The sequence below is a fragment of the Pseudomonas sp. GW821-FHT01D09 genome (genome assembly GCF_059422465.1).
The window spans coordinates 1-17,952 of record NZ_JBWKWY010000037.1 but is presented as its reverse complement, the minus strand read 5'-3'; the positions used below and the strand labels follow the sequence as shown (position 1 = coordinate 17,952).

General features: G+C 62.6%; 17 protein-coding genes, 1 tRNA gene and 1 pseudogene. 14 read left to right on the top strand and 5 right to left on the bottom strand.

Translation table 11 applies throughout. The features are described 5' to 3' along the window. The first annotated feature begins 3 nt into the window (after positions 1 to 3). From AC07W7_RS23750 to AC07W7_RS23715, 8 genes are all read left to right on the top strand, one after another. Positions 4 to 351, top strand: coding sequence for a DUF4389 domain-containing protein (locus AC07W7_RS23750; RefSeq protein ID WP_076964827.1), 348 nt, complete (start codon positions 4 to 6; stop codon positions 349 to 351). Continuing rightward, complete coding sequence (sixA, locus tag AC07W7_RS23745) at positions 348 to 797, top strand: phosphohistidine phosphatase SixA (RefSeq protein ID WP_076964828.1); 450 nt, start codon at positions 348 to 350, stop codon at positions 795 to 797. The genes AC07W7_RS23750 and sixA overlap by 4 nt, the downstream gene beginning before the upstream one ends. Before the next feature lie 389 nt (positions 798 to 1,186). Then, a complete protein-coding gene (locus AC07W7_RS23740) occupies positions 1,187 to 2,854 on the top strand; it encodes an AMP-binding protein (RefSeq protein ID WP_495040235.1) in 1,668 nt (555 codons plus the stop codon). Positions 2,855 to 2,884: 30 nt separating this feature from the next. Next, entirely contained in the window at positions 2,885 to 3,328 is a 444-nt protein-coding gene (locus AC07W7_RS23735) for a hotdog fold thioesterase (RefSeq protein WP_099169472.1), read from the top strand. Between the two features lie 97 nt (positions 3,329 to 3,425). Next, positions 3,426 to 4,229: an alpha/beta fold hydrolase gene (locus tag AC07W7_RS23730; protein ID WP_076964831.1), complete on the top strand. Its 804-nt coding sequence runs from the start codon at positions 3,426 to 3,428 to the stop codon at positions 4,227 to 4,229. Continuing rightward, a complete protein-coding gene (locus tag AC07W7_RS23725) occupies positions 4,226 to 5,080 on the top strand; it encodes an alpha/beta hydrolase (protein WP_495040234.1) in 855 nt (284 codons plus the stop codon). The genes AC07W7_RS23730 and AC07W7_RS23725 overlap by 4 nt, the downstream gene beginning before the upstream one ends. Positions 5,081 to 5,182: 102 nt before the next feature. Further along, positions 5,183 to 6,001, top strand: a complete 819-nt coding sequence (locus tag AC07W7_RS23720) for a DUF4892 domain-containing protein (protein ID WP_197882492.1) — start codon at positions 5,183 to 5,185, stop codon at positions 5,999 to 6,001. Between the two features lie 71 nt (positions 6,002 to 6,072). Continuing rightward, complete coding sequence (locus AC07W7_RS23715) at positions 6,073 to 7,134, top strand: AI-2E family transporter (RefSeq protein WP_099169469.1); 1,062 nt, start codon at positions 6,073 to 6,075, stop codon at positions 7,132 to 7,134. A gap of 38 nt (positions 7,135 to 7,172) precedes the next feature. Here the strand turns inward: AC07W7_RS23715 and AC07W7_RS23710 are convergent, their stop codons facing one another. Continuing rightward, complete coding sequence (locus AC07W7_RS23710) at positions 7,173 to 8,219, bottom strand: sensor histidine kinase (RefSeq protein WP_495040233.1); 1,047 nt, start codon at positions 8,217 to 8,219, stop codon at positions 7,173 to 7,175. Next, positions 8,219 to 8,968, bottom strand: coding sequence for a response regulator (locus AC07W7_RS23705; RefSeq protein ID WP_495040232.1), 750 nt, complete (start codon positions 8,966 to 8,968; stop codon positions 8,219 to 8,221). Before AC07W7_RS23705 ends, AC07W7_RS23710 begins: the two co-directional genes overlap by 1 nt. Before the next feature lie 266 nt (positions 8,969 to 9,234). On the opposite strand from AC07W7_RS23705, the gene pyrF reads away from it, so the two are divergent. Further along, positions 9,235 to 9,933 (top strand): orotidine-5'-phosphate decarboxylase, encoded by a 699-nt coding sequence (gene pyrF / locus AC07W7_RS23700; RefSeq protein WP_099169467.1) that lies wholly within the window; start codon positions 9,235 to 9,237, stop codon positions 9,931 to 9,933. A 119-nt stretch (positions 9,934 to 10,052) separates the two neighbouring features. Here pyrF and AC07W7_RS23695 read toward each other — a convergent pair whose 3' ends face one another. Continuing rightward, the gene (locus tag AC07W7_RS23695; protein ID WP_495040231.1) at positions 10,053 to 11,060 is read right to left on the bottom strand and encodes an NADP-dependent oxidoreductase; all 1,008 of its coding nucleotides are present in this window, start codon (positions 11,058 to 11,060) and stop codon (positions 10,053 to 10,055) included. Positions 11,061 to 11,286: 226 nt separating this feature from the next. Here AC07W7_RS23695 and AC07W7_RS23690 point away from each other — a divergent pair, with 226 nt between their 5' ends. The 4 genes and pseudogenes from AC07W7_RS23690 (at position 11,287) to AC07W7_RS23675 (ending at position 15,733) form a co-directional block, all read left to right on the top strand. Further along, positions 11,287 to 12,048: an SDR family oxidoreductase gene (locus AC07W7_RS23690; protein WP_495040230.1), complete on the top strand. Its 762-nt coding sequence runs from the start codon at positions 11,287 to 11,289 to the stop codon at positions 12,046 to 12,048. 205 nt (positions 12,049 to 12,253) lie between these two features. Beyond that, a complete protein-coding gene (locus tag AC07W7_RS23685; RefSeq protein WP_495040229.1) occupies positions 12,254 to 13,678 on the top strand; it encodes an aminotransferase-like domain-containing protein in 1,425 nt (474 codons plus the stop codon). A gap of 114 nt (positions 13,679 to 13,792) precedes the next feature. Further along, positions 13,793 to 14,821 (top strand): annotated as a pseudogene (locus AC07W7_RS23680) (methyl-accepting chemotaxis protein); the annotation flags it as partial. Continuing rightward, on the top strand, positions 14,816 to 15,733 hold the full coding sequence (locus tag AC07W7_RS23675; protein ID WP_495040239.1) for a methyl-accepting chemotaxis protein: 918 nt from the start codon (positions 14,816 to 14,818) through the stop codon (positions 15,731 to 15,733). The pseudogene AC07W7_RS23680 and the gene AC07W7_RS23675, both read left to right, overlap by 6 nt. An 80-nt stretch (positions 15,734 to 15,813) precedes the next feature. Here AC07W7_RS23675 and AC07W7_RS23670 read toward each other — a convergent pair whose 3' ends face one another. Continuing rightward, complete coding sequence (locus AC07W7_RS23670; RefSeq protein WP_495040228.1) at positions 15,814 to 16,626, bottom strand: alpha/beta fold hydrolase; 813 nt, start codon at positions 16,624 to 16,626, stop codon at positions 15,814 to 15,816. A gap of 123 nt (positions 16,627 to 16,749) precedes the next feature. After that, entirely contained in the window at positions 16,750 to 17,520 is a 771-nt protein-coding gene (locus AC07W7_RS23665; RefSeq protein ID WP_099169461.1) for a hypothetical protein, read from the bottom strand. 358 nt (positions 17,521 to 17,878) lie between these two features. On the opposite strand from AC07W7_RS23665, the gene AC07W7_RS23660 reads away from it, so the two are divergent. After that, positions 17,879 to 17,951, top strand: a tRNA-Glu gene (locus AC07W7_RS23660). The last annotated feature ends 1 nt before the right edge of the window (position 17,952 follow it).

Sequence of the window (17,952 nt, the reverse complement as noted above, 5' to 3'; positions counted from 1 at the left end):
GCGATGAACGATCCGAAAACAGCCCCCCAATATGAATCCATTGCCCTGCGCATCCTGTGGATGCTGGTGTTTGCCCTGGTCTGGCAAGTGGCGCAGTTCATCCTTGGGGCGCTGGTGGTGGTGCAATTGATCTACCGCCTGATCTATGGCGCGCCGAACCTGAGCCTGATGAACGTTGGCGACAGCCTCAGCCAGTTCCTCGCGCAGATTGGCCGTTTTGGCAGCTTCCACAGCGAGCAGAAGCCCTGGCCCTTCGCCGATTGGCCCGCCCCGCGCGCCCCGGAAGGCGAGGCCGCCCACAGCGTGCCGCCCGCCCCGCACCCGGTGCGCGATGAAGAGCCCAAGTTATGAAACTGTGGGTGTTGCGCCACGGTGAAGCCGAGTCCCATGCTGCCTGCGATGCCGAGCGCAACCTGACCGAGCGCGGTCGCCAGGAGGTGCTGCACAGTGCTGCCCACCTGATCGGCGCGGATATCAAGGCCATCATCGCCAGCCCCTACGCGCGGGCGCAGCAGACCGCGCAACTGGTGCGTGAGGCGTTGGGTTTTGCCCCAGACATTCGCACGGTTGCGTGGCTGACGCCGGATGGCAATCCGTTGCAAGTACTGGAGAAACTCGACACCGATGACAATGTACTGCTGGTTAGCCATCAACCTTTGGTGGGCAACCTGATCAGCTTTTTGCAGCACGGGCACCAGCGCCAGCCGCAACCGATGCACACCGCCAGCCTGGCGGAGCTGGAAGGGGACTTTCCGTTGGCGGGGTTGATGAGCCTCAATAACGTCAAAAACCCCTGATTTTTCAAGCACCACACAATCAACTGTGGGAGCGGGCTTGCCCGCGATAGCGGTGTAACAGTCGACATTTCTATTGACTGACCCACCGCAATCGCGGGCAAGCCCTAATGCCAGTCAGTTAAGCCTTTTTGTAGGAGCGAGCTTGCTCGCGAAGAACTTGAGAGCGCCGCGTTTACCTAGCAAACACGCGTTATCGTTGACGTCCTTCGCGAGCAAGTTCGCTCCTACAGAAAGCAGAATCCGCTTAACTGACTGGCATTAGGGCAAGCCCGCTCCCACACTTATTTGTGTTGTGCCTGCAAGTAACTTGCAGCGCCCTTTGTGCATGGAATAGTCTACCAAGCAAGTGCTTGGTTGGTTCCCAATAAAAACACTCAGGAGCGCGCCCCATGTCTGACGCTTTTCGTTTGCCGCTGCAGGTTTTCTTTGAACGTGAGGCGCGCCATCCGCGCCAGCGCTTCCTGGTCCAACCCATAGGGGGCGGCGAGGTGCAGACCCTCACCTGGGGCGAGGTCGGCCACCAGGTCCGTTGCGCCGCCCATTGGCTGCGCGCACGGGAACTGCCCCCGGGCTCGCACATTGCCCTGATCTCGAAAAACTGCGCGCACTGGATCATCGCCGACCTGGCGATCTGGATGGCCGGGCATGTCTCGGTCCCGCTGTACCCCAACCTCACCGCCGACTCCGTGGCCCATGTGCTGGAGCACTCTGAGGCGGCGTTGGTGTTTATCGGCAAGCTCGACGACTGGCCGGCCATGGCGCCGGGGGTCAAGGCCGGGCTTGCGACCATCAGCCTGCCGCTGTGCCCCGAAGGCCCATTCGACTTCACCTGGGCCGACCTGCAAGCCTGCTCGCCGATCCAGGACACCCCTGCACCTGCGCCGACAGACCTGGCGACGATCATCTATACCTCAGGCACCACCGGCCTGCCCAAAGGCGTGATGCACAGCTTCGGCGCCATGACGTTTGCGGCCACACGGGCCGCCGAGATGTTTGGCCTGGGGGAGGGCGATCGCCTGCTGTCCTACCTGCCGCTGTGCCATGTGGCCGAGCGCATGTTTGTCGAAATGGCCGCGATCTATACCGGGCAAACGGTATTCTTTGCCGAAAGCCTCGACACCTTCCTCACCGACCTGCAACGTGCCCGGCCCACGGCCTTGTTCGGCGTGCCGCGGATCTGGACCAAGTTCCAGATGGGGGTGTACGGCAAAATCCCGGAAAAACGCCTGGACCTGCTGCTGCGCCTGCCGTTTATCGGCAAGCGCGTCGGCCACAAGGTCCTCGCCGGGCTTGGGCTGGATGCGGTGCGCGTGGCCCTGTCTGGCGCCGCGCCGGTGCCCGAGGCGTTGCTGCACTGGTACCTGCGCCTGGGCCTGGATGTGTTGGAGGTGTATGGCATGACCGAAAGTTGTGGCTATTCCCATATCTGTCGCCCCGGCCAGCAGAAGATCGGCTGGATCGGCCTGGCGTGCCCGGACGTGGAGGTGCGCATCGATCCGGCCGGCGAAGTCCAGGTGCGCAGCGGCGCGACCATGCTCGGCTACTTCAAGGACCCGCAGAAGACCGCCGAGACCCTCACCGAGGATGGCTTCCTGCGGACCGGCGACAAGGGCGAGCAGGATGCCGAAGGCCGCTTGCGCCTGACCGGGCGCCTCAAGGAAATCTTCAAGACCAGCAAGGGCAAGTACGTCGCCCCGGCTCCCATCGAAAACCGCCTGGCGGTGCACGGGCGCATCGAGCAGGTGTGTGTGGTCGGCGATGGCCTAAGCGCGCCGATGGGCTTGTGCGTGCTGTCTGCGGTGGGCCTGCAGGAGGCCGCCAGCGAGGCCCGGCAAGCCTTGCACGGCAGCCTGGAACGCCTGCTGGAAGAGGTCAACCAGGTGCTGGATAAACATGAGCGCTTGCGTCAACTGGTGGTGGTGAAAGACAGTTGGGCTGTGGAAAACGGCTTTCTGACACCGACCCTGAAGATCAAGCGCAACGTGATCGAGTCAACCTACGGCCCACAGTTCCAGGCCTGGAGCGCGCGCGCCGAGGCCGTGCTGTGGCAGGATTGAGCCTTCAATAAAATCAACAAGGACACTGCAATGAGCCTGTGGCGCACCGTTCCCAATATCGAGCAACTCAATGCCATCCAGAAAAACACCATTGGTGAAGTGCTGGACATCCGTTTCGAGCGCTTCGACGAGCAATCCCTGACCGCCAGCATGGTGATCGACCACCGCACCCATCAACCCTATGGGCTGTTGCACGGCGGGGCCTCGGTGGTGTTGGCCGAAACGGTCGGCTCCATGGCCAGCTACCTGTGCATCGACGCCAGCAAGTTCTACTGCGTGGGCCTGGAAATCAACGCCAACCACCTGCGCGGCCTGCGTTCGGGGCGGGTGACGGCGGTGGCCCGGGCGATCCATATCGGGCGCACCACCCATGTCTGGGACATTCGCCTGAGCAGTGACGAAGGCAAGGCTAGTTGTGTGTCGCGCCTGACCATGGCCGTGGTGCCGCTGGGCGAGAACCCGCCGGCGCGATAGGCGTGGCGTGAGTGTCATCATTCCTGGCAGTTACAGTCATTGCTGTGGCGGCCGGGGGTGAGGACAATCGATTTCTGTTTTTGAAGATGGGCAGGTTATGTCGCAACATGTGTTTTTCACCCATGCCAATGGCTTCCCTTCGGCGACCTACGGCAAATTGTTCGAGGCCCTGGCGCCGGAGTACGCAGTGGCGCACCTGTCGCAGCACGGCCACGATCCGCGGTTTCCGGTGGATGACAATTGGCAGAACCTGGTGGACGAACTGATCCACCACCTGGAGCAGCAGCCGCAGCCGGTGTGGGGCGTCGGCCACTCACTGGGCGGGGTGTTGCATTTGCACGCAGCCCTGCGCTGCCCGCAGTTGTATCGCGGGGTGGTGATGCTCGATTCGCCGGTGCTGACCCTGGCCGACCGCTGGGTGATCCGCGCAGCCAAGCGCTTTGGCCTGATCGATCGCCTGACCCCCGCCGGTCGCACCCTGGGCCGCCGTGAAGAGTTCAGCGACCTGGACGCGGCGCGCCAGTATTTTTCCGGCAAGACGTTGTTCCGCGGGTTTGACCCGGACTGCCTGGAAGCCTACCTGCAACACGGTTTGCACCAGGTTGGCGACCGCCTGCGCCTGCGGTTCGACCCGGCCACGGAAATCAGCATCTACCGGGGCGTGCCGCACACCAGCCCGGGCCAGACCCGCCAGCTCAAAGTGCCATTGGCCGTGGTGCGCGGCCGCCAGAGCCGGGTGGTAATGCGCCATCACGCCAGCGGTGTCGCGCGCCTGCCCATGGGCGAGATGCTGACCATGCCCGGCGGCCACATGTTCCCCCTGGAGCGCCCGCAGGACACGGCGACCCTGCTCAAGAACCTGTTCACCCGTTGGGAAGCCCGCGAGCGCAGTTGCGCATGACCACGCCTGTCGAAGAAGTGCGCCTGAGCCTGCCGCACATTGAGCTGGCGGCCCATCTGTTCGGCCCGGAAGACGGCCTGCCGGTGATCGCCCTGCATGGCTGGCTGGATAACGCCAACAGCTTTGCGCGCCTGGCGCCCAGGCTGCACGGCTTGCGCATTGTCGCCCTGGACCTGGCCGGCCACGGTCACTCGGCTCATCGCCCGCCCGGGGCAGGGTACGCCTTGTGGGATTACGTGTTTGATGTGCTGCAGGTGGCCGAACAGCTGGGCTGGAAACGTTTTGCATTACTTGGCCACTCCCTCGGCGCGATTGTCTCCACCGTATTGGCCGGGGCCTTGCCGGAGCGCGTGACCCACCTTGGGTTGATCGACGGCGTGATCCCGCCAACCGCCACCGGCGAGAACGCCGCCGAGCGCCTGGGCATGGCCTTGCAGGCGCAAATCAACCTGCAAGACAAACGCAAGCCGGTGTACGGCAGCCTCGACCGGGCGGTGGAGGCGCGGATGAAAGGCGTGGTCGCCGTCAGCCGTGAAGCCGCGGAACTCCTGGCCCAGCGCGGCTTGATGCCGGTGCCGGGGGGGTACACCTGGCGCAGCGACAGCCGCCTGACCCTGGCCTCGCCGATGCGCCTGACGCAAGACCAGGCCATGGCCTTCGTACGGCGGGTGGCTTGCCCTACGCAGTTGGTGGTCGCGCAGGAGGGCATGCTGGCCAAACATCCCGAGCTGCTTTCCCAACTGCCATTCACCGTGACGACCCTTGCAGGTGGCCATCATTTGCACTTGAACGACGAGTCGGGGGCGGTTCTTGTTGCAGACTGTTTCAATCGGTTCTTCACCGCGCCTTGACTTGGCGGGGGCAACTGTCGAGGCTGGGCGGATTGAACGGGAGTCAACCATGAACAATCCGAATATCGCGCAGGCATCCACCGGCCAAGGCGCACCGATCCGATGAGCAGTGCCAAGGGAATTATCCGTGTGCTTGGGCTGTGCTGTATCAGCCCGTTGGTCTTCGCCGCTGATGTACCGGGAAGCCAGGACCTGCCAAGCGTCGCCCGTCAGGTGGATGCGCAGATTGTCGATTACCGCCCCGCCGAAGACAAAGAACGCATCTACCCCATGGGCGCGATCCGCAAGATCAGTGGCCAGTTGCGCTACGAAGGCCAGGCCACGGCCCGTGGCCAAGTGACCGCCATCACCTATGAACTGCCCGCCGAGCACAGCTCCAGCGCGGCCTTCAAAGCCACGCGCGAGGCGCTGCAAGGGCAGGGCGCACAGTTGCTGTTCTGGTGCCAGGCCCGCGATTGCGGCGAAAGCAGCCTCTGGGCCAACGAAGTGCTGGGCAATGCCAAGCTGGTCGGCGCCGATGGCCAGCAGGAATTCCTCTTGCTGCGCCTGGCCGCCCCTCAGGACAACTCGCTGGTGGCGCTGTATGGCATCACCCGCGGCAATCGCCGGGCCTACCTGCATGTGGAACAAATGGACGCCAGCGCGCCCTTGGGGCAGTTGCTGCCGACCTCGGCCACGCTGCTGCGCGAACTGAAAAGCACCGGTGACCTGGACCTCCCCTCGCTGAGCGCTGCCCCCGACGCCACGTGGTTGACCCTGATTTCCCGTGGATTGAACCTCGACACCACCTTGCGGGTCAGTGTGAGCGGCCCCAACGCCGAAGCCTGGCGCCAGGGCCTGATCGACAAGGGCGTGCGTGGGGCGCGCTTGGAAACCGGCAGCGCCGAGGCCAAGGGCCTGCACCTGCAAGTGATCCGCTGATCGTTCCAGGGCGAACGGACCCGTGCCGTTCGCCTAAGCTCTCCTTCACAGACTTCTTTTCGAGAAAGCACATGCTCAACAATGATCGCCTGCTGGTGCAGATCCTGCTCCTGGTGCTGTTTGGTGCCAGTTTCTGGGTGATGGCGCCGTTCTGGTCGGCGCTGTTCTGGGGCGCGGTGCTGGCGTTTGCCAGTTGGCCGCTGATGCGCCTGTTGACCCGTGCCCTGGGTGGCCGCGAGTCCCTGGCGGCGGGGATCCTGACCTTGGGCTGGATGTTGCTGGTGGCGGTGCCATTGGTGTGGCTGGGCTTCAACCTGGCCGACCATGTGCGCGACGCCGTGGCGTTGATCAAGGACATCCAGGTCGACGGCCTGCCCGAGGCGCCCAACTGGCTGGGCTCCATCCCGTTTGTAGGGGAACGGCTGGTAGGCATGTGGGACAGCATCGACCAACAAGGTGCGGCCTTGATGGTCACCCTCAAGCCGTACCTGGGTCAGGTTGGCAACTGGTTACTGGCCCGCAGCGCACAGATTGGCGGCGGCATCCTGGAACTGACCCTGAGCCTGGTGTTTGTGTTCTTTTTCTACCGCGACGGCCCGCGCCTGGCGATGTTCGTCCACCGCTTGCTGGAGCGCTTGATCGGCGAGCGTGCCGGCTACTACATCGACCTGGTGGCCGGAACGGTGCAGCGGGTGGTCAACGGCGTGATCGGCACCGCCGCCGCCCAGGCATTGCTGGCACTGATTGGCTTCCTGATCGCCGGCGTGCCCGGGGCACTGGTGCTGGGGGTGGTCACCTTCCTGCTCAGCCTGATCCCCATGGGCCCGCCCCTGGTCTGGATCCCGGCCACGGCCTGGCTGGCGTGGAAGGGCGATTACACCTACGCGGTGTTCCTCGGCGTGTGGGGCACATTCATCATCAGCGGCGTGGACAACGTGCTCAAGCCCTACCTGATCAGCCGCGGCGGCAACCTGCCGCTGGTGATCGTGTTGCTGGGGGTGTTTGGTGGGTTGATTGCGTTTGGCTTTATCGGCTTGTTTATCGGGCCGACATTGCTGGCGGTGGCGTATAGCCTGTTGACGGATTGGAGTGCGAGCCAGGCGCAGGTGCGTCGCGAGGATAAGGCCAGCTAGCTCTGGCACGCTCCGATTCTGCAGTGAGGGGTTGGCAGTTACGACGAAGCCCTGGGGAGCCATATTTTCGCCGTCAACCCACCGCCTGGTGTTTCCTCCAGGCTCAACCGGCCTCCCAACCGCTCCACCGCCTCCTTGGCAATGGTCATCCCCAACCCCACGCCCCCGGAATTGCGGTTGCGTGAGCCTTCCAGGCGGAAAAACGGCTCGAACACCGCTTCACGCTGCTCGGCAGCAATCCCCGGGCCATGGTCGATCACCCTGATCAGCAGCGCCTGGGGGCTGTCCTGCAGTTCAATGCGCGCGGTACCGGCATAGCGCAGGGCATTGTCGATCAGGTTGTTCAGGCACGAGCGCAAGGCCATGGGTTGCACCAGCAGTGGGGCGCTTTGGCCCTGGCACTGTACATCCGTGCCCTGGTCCTGGGCGTTTTCGCTCAAGGACTGCACCAGCGCCTGTACGTCCAGCCACTGCCGGCTTTCGCCGGTGCGTTGTTCGTGCAGGTAGCTCAAGGTGGCGTCGAGCATGCCGATCATGTCGTCCAGGTCCTGGCGCATCTGGCCCTGCAAGCGCATGTCGTCGATCTGCTCCAGGCGCAGTTTGAGCCGCGACAGCGGGGTACGCAGGTCGTGGGACACGGCGCCGAGCATACGGGCGCGTTGGCTGACTTGTTCGCGGATGCGCCGCTGCATCAGGTTGAAGGTGGAGGCGGCCTGGCGGGCTTCGCGTGGGCCGGATTCGTCCAGGGGCGGGCTGTCCAGGTCCAGGCTCAGGCGCTCAGCAGCCGCGCTCAAGCGCTGGATCGGGCGGCTGAGCAGCTTGGCGCCGAACCACGCGGCGATGATCAGCGAGATACATTGGAAGGACAGCAGTACCACCGCGCCTCTGAGCCTGGGACGGCTATAGGCCTGGGGCTCTGCCGGCTGCAAGGTGCCGTCCGATTGTTCGGTCAGCGTTGCGACAGGCGGTGGCGGCGGCGGGCCGTAATGCAGGAACCACAGGACCGCCAGCACATGGGCCAGCACAATGGCCACCAGCAATACCCCGAACAGGCGGCCAAACAACGTGTTGAAGGCGTTGCGCATCAGCCGATATCCCGCGCATCGAACAGGTAGCCTTCGCCGCGCACGGTCTTGATCAGTTGCGGGGCCCTGGGGTCGTCTCCCAGTTTCTGGCGCAGGCGCGAGACCAGCAGGTCGATGCTGCGATCAAAGGCTTCAATCGAGCGCCCACGGGCGGCATCCAGTAACTGTTCGCGACTGAGCACCCTTCGCGGGCGTTCGATAAACACCCACAGCAAACGGAATTCGGCGTTGGACAGCGGCACTACCAGGCCATTGTCGGCCACCAGTTGGCGCAGCACGCTGTTAAGGCGCCAATTATCGAAGCGGATTTGGCTGCGTTGCTCGTTGCGGTCATCGCGTACCCGGCGCAGGATGGTCTGGATCCGCGCCACCAGTTCCCGGGGCTCGAACGGTTTGGACATGTAATCGTCAGCTCCCAGTTCCAGGCCGATAATGCGGTCGGTGGGCTCGCAGCGGGCGGTCAGCATCAGGATCGGGATATCCGATTCAGCCCGCAGCCAGCGGCAAATCGACAAACCGTCTTCGCCGGGCAACATCAGGTCGAGCACCACCACATCAAAGGTTTCGGCCAGCATGGCCTGGCGCATGGCCGCGCCATCGGTCACGCCAATGGCGCGGATATTGAAACGTGCCAGGTAATCAATCAGCAGTTCGCGGATCGGCACATCGTCGTCGACGATCAGCGCGCGGGTGTTCCAGCGCTTGTCCTCGGTGTCGGGCTCAGGGTGCAGGGCGCAAGGGGTATGCATGGACGATCATCTGCCTGGTTGGCCGCCAGGCCCAGGGGCGGCGGCGGGGTTATTGCGTTGAGCATCGGCGCCGTGTCGGGGCGTGCGGGCGAGGCTACTGCCGGGGTATGTTGTAGGCGTGTCGTAAATGTATCGACTTTGAAATATTAGCCGGTTCTCCCAGAAAAATAGGCGCTTGCCGAGGATTTACCGATCATCGGATCCCGCAAAGCCGCTGCTTGCGCTACAATCCGCGCCGATTTCGACTTGCCTGAGAGCCCATTCCAATGTCCGTCTGCCAGACTCCTATCATCGTCGCCCTGGATTACCCCACCCGTGACGCCGCACTGAAGCTGGCTGACCAGTTGGACCCCAGGCTCTGCCGGGTCAAGGTCGGCAAGGAACTGTTCACCAGTTGCGCTGCTGAAATCGTCGGCACCTTGCGTGACAAGGGCTTCGAGGTGTTCCTCGACCTGAAATTCCACGATATCCCCAACACCACCGCGATGGCGGTCAAGGCCGCCGCCGAGATGGGCGTGTGGATGGTCAACGTTCATTGTTCCGGCGGCCTGCGCATGATGGCTGCGTGCCGTGAAGTGTTGGAGCAACGCAGCGGTCCCAAGCCGTTGCTGATCGGCGTGACCGTACTGACCAGCATGGAACGTGAAGACCTGGCCGCTATCGGCCTGGATATCGAACCCCAGGAACAAGTGCTGCGCCTGGCGGCCCTGGCGCAGAAGGCCGGCCTCGATGGCCTGGTCTGCTCGGCGCTGGAAGCCCAGGCGTTGAAGGCCGCCCATCCGGCATTGCAACTGGTGACCCCGGGGATTCGTCCGGCGGGCAGTGCCCAGGACGACCAGCGCCGTATCCTCACGCCGCGTCAGGCGCTGGATGCAGGTTCTGATTACCTGGTGATTGGTCGCCCGATCAGCCAGGCGGCTGACCCGGCCAAGGCCCTGGCGGCGGTGGTCGCTGAAATCGCCTGATGCCCTGGCGCTAAAGATGTGGGAACTGGCTTGCCTGCGATAGCATCACCTCGGCGTTACTGCAAAATCGAGGCGTCTGCATCGTAGGCAAGCCAGCTCCTACATTGGTGTGTGGTGTGTCAGTTGACCTTCAGCACCAACTTGCCAAAGTTCTCGCCATTGAACAGCTTCATCAGCGTCTCCGGGAACGTCTCCAGCCCCTCGACAATATCTTCCTTGCTCTTGAGCTTGCCCTGCGCCATCCAGCCAGCCATTTCCTGCCCGGCGGCGGCAAAGTTCGCCGCATGGTCCATCACCACAAACCCTTCCATGCGCGCCCGATTGACCAGCAACGATAAGTAGTTGGCCGGCCCCTTCACGGCTTCCTTATTGTTGTACTGGCTGATTGCCCCGCAGATCACCACCCGGGCCTTCAACGCGAGGCGGCTGAGCACGGCGTCGAGAATATCGCCGCCGACGTTATCGAAATACACGTCCACGCCTTTCGGGCATTCGCGCTTGAGGGCCGCCGGCACATCTTCGTACTTGTAGTCGATGGCCGCGTCGAACCCCAGTTCATCCAGCAAAAACTTGCACTTGTCGGCGCCGCCGGCAATTCCCACCACGCGGCAGCCCTTGATCTTGGCAATCTGCCCGGCAATGCTGCCCACCGCCCCGGCGGCGCCGGAAATCACCACGGTTTCGCCGGCCTTGGGCGCGCCGGTGTCGAGCAGGGCGAAATAGGCGGTCATGCCGGTCATGCCCAGCGCCGACAGATAGCGCGGCAATGGCGCCAGTTTCGGGTCGACCTTGTAGAAACCACGGGGCTCGCCGAGGAAGTAATCCTGCACGCCCAGGGCGCCATTCACGTAATCGCCTACGGCGAATTTCGGGGTGTTCGAGGCGATGACCTGGCCTACGCCCAGGGCGCGCATGACTTCACCGATGCCCACCGGCGGGATGTAGGACTTGCCTTCATTCATCCAGCCACGCATGGCCGGGTCGAGGGACAGGTACTCATTACGCACCAGTACCTGGCCGTCCGCCAGGTTGCCCACTGGCACTTCCTGATAGGTAAAGGTGTCCCGCGTGGCCGCGCCGACCGGGCGTTTGGCAAGCAGGAATTGGCGGTTGGTCTGGGCAGTCATGGCAAGGACTCTGGGTAAATGAACCTCAAGTGATAGACCTTCCAGGCGCCAGGAGCAAGTTCGGCCGATGCCTGCGAATGCCCGTCGATAGGCTGGCTTGATAGTGGGCACGGCAGACTTATCACTGCCACGCATGGGCGCTCAACCGGCCTTCTGATAGTGCTGACGCGGGGCGCCGGGCACTGGCTATGCTGGGCGCACGGGTATTCATCCAAGGATAAAAGCTATGAGCATGACGTTTTCCGGCCAGGTCGCCCTGGTCACCGGTGCCGCCAACGGCATTGGCCGCGCCACGGCACTGGCATTCGCCGGGGAAGGCTTGAAGGTGGTGGTCGCCGACCTGGATGTGACGGGCGGCGAGGGCACGGTCGCGCTGATCCGCGAGGTGGGCGGTGAGGCGGTGTTCGTGCGCTGCAACGTCACCCTGGAGGAGGATGTAAAGAACCTGATGCAGCAGGTGTTGAACAGTTATGGCCGCCTGGACTATGCGTTCAACAATGCCGGCATCGAAATCGAACAAGGCAAATTGGCCGACGGCACTCTGGATGAGTTCGACGCGATCATGGGCGTCAACGTCAAGGGCGTGTGGTTGTGCATGAAGTATCAGTTGCCCTTGCTGCTGGCCCAGGGCTGTGGGGCGATCGTCAATACCGCGTCGGTGGCCGGGCTGGGGGCTGCGCCGAAGATGAGTATTTATGCGGCGTCCAAGCATGCGGTGATTGGCCTGACCAAGTCAGCGGCCATCGAGTACGCGAAAAAGAAAATCCGCGTCAACGCAGTGTGCCCGGCGGTGATCGACACCGACATGTTCCGCCGCGCCTATGAGGCCGACCCGCGCAAGGCCGAGTTTGCCGCGGCCATGCATCCGGTCGGGCGTATTGGCACGGTCGCGGAAATCGCCAGTGCGGTCCTTTACCTGTGTAGCGATGGCGCCGCGTTCACCACCGGCCATGCATTGGCCGTGGACGGTGGTGCGACGGCTATTTAGGACCTGTTTCCGTGCCCCCCTGAGAAAGTGATTTCAAGTGCTGTGGGGCGTTTCCGCAGGTGGCAAGATGCCCCGGGATATTGTGTTTCAATAGGTAAATAATTCAATAAAATCAATGATTTAATAAATTTATGAGCAGGGCGACCCTGGCCTTCTGTGCTTAACTGTTTTGAGTTAAATGCCAAACAGTTGAAGGGGGTGGCTCATGGATTTAGGGATCAATCGACAAGCCCTTGTACCGGTGGTTCAGCAAATTGTCAGCGCCATTGCCGCATGGATCCGGGAGAGTGGGGCCAGCCCTGGAACGCGCCTGCCTTCCATCCGGCAACTGGCCCATGACAACCTGCTCAGCCAATCCAGTGTGATCGAGGCCCTTGAGCGCATGGTGGCCGATGGGGTGCTGGCCTCCAGGGCCGGCTCGGGGTTTGTTGTCGCGGCGCAAACGGTGGCCAGCAGCCCATTGGCGGAGTGCCAGTGGTATGAGGGCGCGGAACTCAGGTGGGGGGCCTTTACCGATAACCAGTTGGGAGAATTGAAGCTGGGGTGCGGCTGGTTGCCCGATTCCTGGCGTGAAAGCGATGACATCAGCTACGCGATTCGCGAAATCAGCCGTACCGACACCGCTGGGGTCTTCAACTACAGCACGCCCCTGGGGCTGCCGGCGTTGCGTGAGCAATTGCACAAGCGCCTGATGCAGATCCAGGTGGGCAGCAGTGCCGAGCGGATTCTCACTACCCACGGGGCCAGCCATGCCCAGGACTTGCTGATCCGCACCTTGCTCAAGGCCGGCGACACCGTGCTGGTGGAAACGCCTGGCTACGGCAACCTTTATCGTCAATTGGCCTTCCACGGCGTTACGTTGCTGGAGGTCCCCAGGACCCGCAGTGGCCCGGACATCCAGGCGCTGGAAACGCTGCTGGCCAACCACCGGCCCAAATGCCTGTTCATCAACAGTCTCTACCACAACCCGACCGGGAGCAGCCTCTCGCGGGGGGTGGCCGAGCGCCTGTTGCACCTGGCCCGTACCCAGGACTTCCTGATTGTCGAGGAGGATGTCTACGGTGACCTGCAACATGCCTCCTGTATCCGGCTGGCGGCGTTGGCCCATGATGATCGGGTCATCTATATCTCGAGTTTTTCCAAGACCCTGAGCAGCGCCCTGCGGGTCGGCTACCTCACCGCCAGCACGGCCCTTATCAACCAAGTGCTCAAGCTCAAGACCTTCACCGGCATGGGCACCTCACGCTTCGCCGAAGCGATGGTGGCCAGCCTGCTGGCCAACGGCACCTACCGCAAATGGGTGCAACGCCTGCGCCGCCGCTTGAGCGCGGAGATGGCCAAGACCCTGCAGGTGCTGGAGGACGAAGAGTGGGAGGTGTTTGCAGTGCCGGCAGGTGGCATGTTCATTTGGGCGCGCCCGGGGGCAGGGGATGGCTCAAGGCTGCACGCCAGGGCTCGACAGCTCGGGGTCTTGCTGTCTTCGGGGGAGTTGTTCAGCCCGACCGGCGAACACGCTGACTGGCTGCGGATCAATGTGGCTTATGCCTGCGATCATCGGGCCCTGGCGTTGTTCAAGGCCATGGGGCCTGCAGGATCGACCTCCACCATTCTGAAAACGACGGGCATGTAGCTTTTTGCCAGTATTGTGCTGGCAACGACTTGTGTTCTGGGGCCTGTCGTTGCGAATCTCGTTGCATGGATACCAGGCTTGCTGGCATTCGCCACGCCAAGAGGATTTTGCGCAATGATTTGGGCCGTGCAACGACGATTTGCCAACCTTGGGCTGGCCAGGAAACTGGGGCTGGGGTTTGCCCTGGTATTGCTGTTGACGGCCCTGGTGGCGGCGATTGGCGTGTGGTCCCTGCAAACCGTTGGCCAGCGCTTTGTGGGGCTCAAGGGCATGTCTTCGCTCAATGAGGGGCTGCTGAACGTGCGCCTGATCGAGCAGGCGTATGCGTTGCGCACCGACGCCAAGTCGGTCGAGGCCCTGCACCAACGGGTCGATAGCCTGGTGGTGGAGACCCAGGCGCTGAACATGAGCGAGGTCGAACAGGCGCTGGGCGCCTATCGCAAGGCGTTTGACGAGTTCGTCGAGCTGACCCAGGCCAAGGACCTGGCGCTGGAAATGGCCAGCTGGTCGGTGTCCAGCGTGGCCAATAACCTTGATGTATTGCAGGCCGGCCTGGCCGACGACGGGGCCTATGGCCTGAAGGAAAGCCAGGGTCGGGAGGGGGCCGAGTTTATCGAGCAGGCCGGGCAGGTGGCGCAGGTCTCGCGCCTGATGTTGCAGGCCATGAACGAAGCGCGGGTGCGCCTGGATCAAAGCCGCAAGGGCGATGAAGGCAGTGCCGGACAAGGCCGCATCGAACAGGCCGATCAGGCCCTGGCCCAGGCCGAGCAACTGAAGACCCTGGTCAAGGACCCTGGTTATCAGACCGTGCTCAATGAAGTGGTCGGGCATATCAGCGCCTTCAGCGAAAAACTCACCGAATACACGGGCCTGCTGGCCCAGGAGAAGGTCGTCTACCAGCAGTTGCATGCGCGGGCGGCGCAGGTGGTGGCGCAGGTCAACCAGGCCTATGCCGCGCAGGACCTGTCGATGCAGGCGCAGTTGGCCAAAAGCAGCTGGCTGATCATGGTTTCCTCGGCCCTGGCCTTGTTGGTCGGGGTGATTGCCGCGTGGCTTATCACTCGCTTGATCGTCCTGCCGCTGCGCAGTGTGATCACTGTGGCCCGGCAGATTGCCGCCGGGGACCTCAGCGGGCGCATGGACGTAAGCCGACAGGACGAGATGGGCCAGTTGATGCAGGCGATGCAGCAGATGGGCAGCGGCCTGAGCAGCATGGTCAGCGGGTTGCAGGCGGGTATTGAGCAATTGGCCCGCTCGGCCCAGTCGTTGTCCAGCGTGACCGAGCAGACCCATCTCGAAGTCAGCAGCCAGAAAGAAGAAACCGAGCAAGTCGCCACGGCCATGAACCAGATGGCCGCCACGGTGCACGATGTGGCGCGCAATGCCGAGCAGGCCGCACAAGCGGCGCAGACCGCCGACGGCAAGGTCGACAGCGGCCAGCAGGTGGTCCGCCAGAGCCTGCAACGCATCGAGTTGCTGGCCAGTTCGGCGACCTCCGCCAGCACCAGCATCGAGAGCCTGAGCGCCGAAATCCAGAATATCGGCAGCGTATTGGAAGTGATCAAAAGCGTCGCCGAGCAGACCAACCTGCTGGCGCTCAACGCGGCCATCGAGGCGGCACGCGCCGGCGAGCAAGGGCGCGGCTTTGCGGTGGTCGCCGATGAAGTGCGCGCCCTGGCCAGGCGCACCCAGCAGTCGACGGAAGAAATCGAACGCCTGGTCAGCACCTTGCGCAGTGCCGCGCAGTCTTCAGTCCGGGATATCCAGCACAGTGGCGAGCTGGTGAAACTGGCCGTCAGCGATGCCCTGGAAACCGAAAGCGCCTTGGGCAGCATTGCTGCGGCGGTCTCGCTGATCCAGCAGATGAACCAGCAGATCGCGGCGGCGGCCGAGCAGCAGAGCTCGGTGGCCGAAGAGATCAACCGCAGCGTCACCAGCATTCGCGCCAGTGCCGATCAATCGGCACTGAGCATGCAAGGTAACGCCGCGTCGAGTATCGAGTTGGCGCAACTGGGGGTGCAGCTCAAGGGGATGGTGGGGCATTTTCGCCTGTGATCCTATTCAGGCCCTGTGGGAGTGTAGCTCCACGCCTCGGCATTGGCCCCCCAGGAGCATTGGCGATACTCAAGCCGTGATCAAGCGTGATTAGCCAAAAAGGTAAGCAGCGCCTCATTGACGAAATCCGGGTTTTCCCGGCTGGAGATATGCCCTGCATCCGGGATCAAGATCAGATCGCAGCCGATCCGATCAGCCATTTCCTGCGCCTCTGCGGGTGGGCGCGGTTGGTCCTCGCGACCGCACATCACCAATGTTGTCTCGGCGTTCAGGTCGGATAAGCCTTCCATCGCATCGCTTCGACCGAAAATCAGGCGCCCCAGGGGCACGATGCTTTGCAGCAGGCGATCCTTGGGGAGGTTGCTCAGGGACTGGCGGAAGTCCTGATACAGCGCCGATTCGCGGTCGATGCCAGGGCGGAAGAAGATCGGCACGATGATATCCAGCAGCGGATCAGAGATAGCCCCCGTGGCCTCGATCGCGCTGAGCAGGGCGAAATATTTTTCGCGGGTAGCCTCGGGTTCTGCGCCCAGGTAGGTGTCCATCAGCACCAGGCTGTTGACCCGCTCAGGCGCCAGCAGCGCCAGCGGCGCGCCCCACATGCCGCCGACGGATAAACCCACCAGGTTGACCTTGGCAATCTCCAGGTGGTCCAGCAGCGCTAGGGCCTGGCGTGCCAAGTCGTCCAGGGTCCTGGTCTGCGCCGGCAGCGGGCCAGACTCGCCGTGGCCCCACAGCTCGGGCACGATGACCCGGTATTTTTGCGACAGGGCGGCAATCTGCGGGGCCCACATCTGCCGGTCCCACAGGTAGCTCTGGCCGAGCAGGACAACCGGGCCTGCGCCCTGGTCCACGTAGTGCAAGGGCTGGTCATCAATGACGACAGTTGGCATGGGGGCCTCTTTCGTGAAAGGAATGAAGTGCACTTTTGTACGCGAATTACAGCGGCGGGAGGTAGAGGCAGGATGATGGCTCCGGGTGCAAAGCTGCACCCGGTGACTCAAGGCAGGAGGGGGTTAATCGTAGATGGCCTTCTTTTTCCACTCGGCATCAGCGTCATCGGCTTTCAAGCCTTCAGTCAGCTCACTGGCCTCTTCTGCAGTTTGCTGGCTGTTAGTCAGCACCATGGAGTTGGCGCGCGCCAATTGTTTCTCCAGCAGTTGCAAGTGTTGGCTATAGGCGGCTGGCTCAGGCTGCTTGCGCAGGTACTGAACGCCGCGCTCGAACGCCAGGCGTGCCTGGCCGGGTTGTGCCTGTTGCAACGCGTGCTGACCAAGGTTGTTGAAGAACTCGATGTGCAGCAGCACCAGCAGGTGACGGATTTCCTTGATCCAGTACTTGGCTTCATTGGTCGGCAAAAAACCGTCCTGGGCGGCACGGGTGACTTGGCCGTGCAGGGCTTCCAATAGGAAGCGCACATCCTTGGCCTTGGCTTCGGTCAGGATCGGTCCTGGGGGGTTATTCACCGGGATCGATTCGCCCTGGCCCACCAGGGCTTCCAACTCGGCAATACGGGCCTTGATGGTTGAGCTGGACTTGTTGAGGTGGAGCATGCGTTGGTTGACGTTCAGTTCCAGGCGGGTCAGCAGCAGCTTGAGCGGCGGCGTCATCAGTTGGCCGGGGAACGTCTCGGTGATCTCGCCACAGCGGCGCAGCCGATCGTTGAGCTCAATCTGGGCCCGGGCCTTTTCCAGTTTGTTGTTTTCCACCACGTGGTTCATGTAGCCAATGGCGATCAGTATTACGATCCCGGCTATTACCAGCAGGGTGATCATGAGTGGTGTCACCGGTGTGACCTCTTTATGGGATGTACGTTGAAGTGTAGTGATTGGCGCATGCGGCGGATAGGACTCTTCGACAAGATGAGTCAGTGCTTTCATCTTTATATGTAGGCTTTGTCTGTGTAGATGCACATTGCCATCATTTGCCGGTGGGGACTATAACGCCTTGTCGGGTGTCAGAATATAGGCGCCAAAGCCTGGACGGCGAGAAACCTGGGCAAGGCCTCTAAAGCAGGGCGAAGTCATTGATTTAAATAAATTTATCCTTGGGGGTTGACGACCTTTCAATCCATCCATAGAATGCGCGCCACTTACAGCGTAAAGCACACAGCGAAACGCGGTAGGGAGTGAATGTTGTACGTGTGTCCCCTTCGTCTAGTGGCCTAGGACACCGCCCTTTCACGGCGGTAACAGGGGTTCGAGTCCCCTAGGGGACGC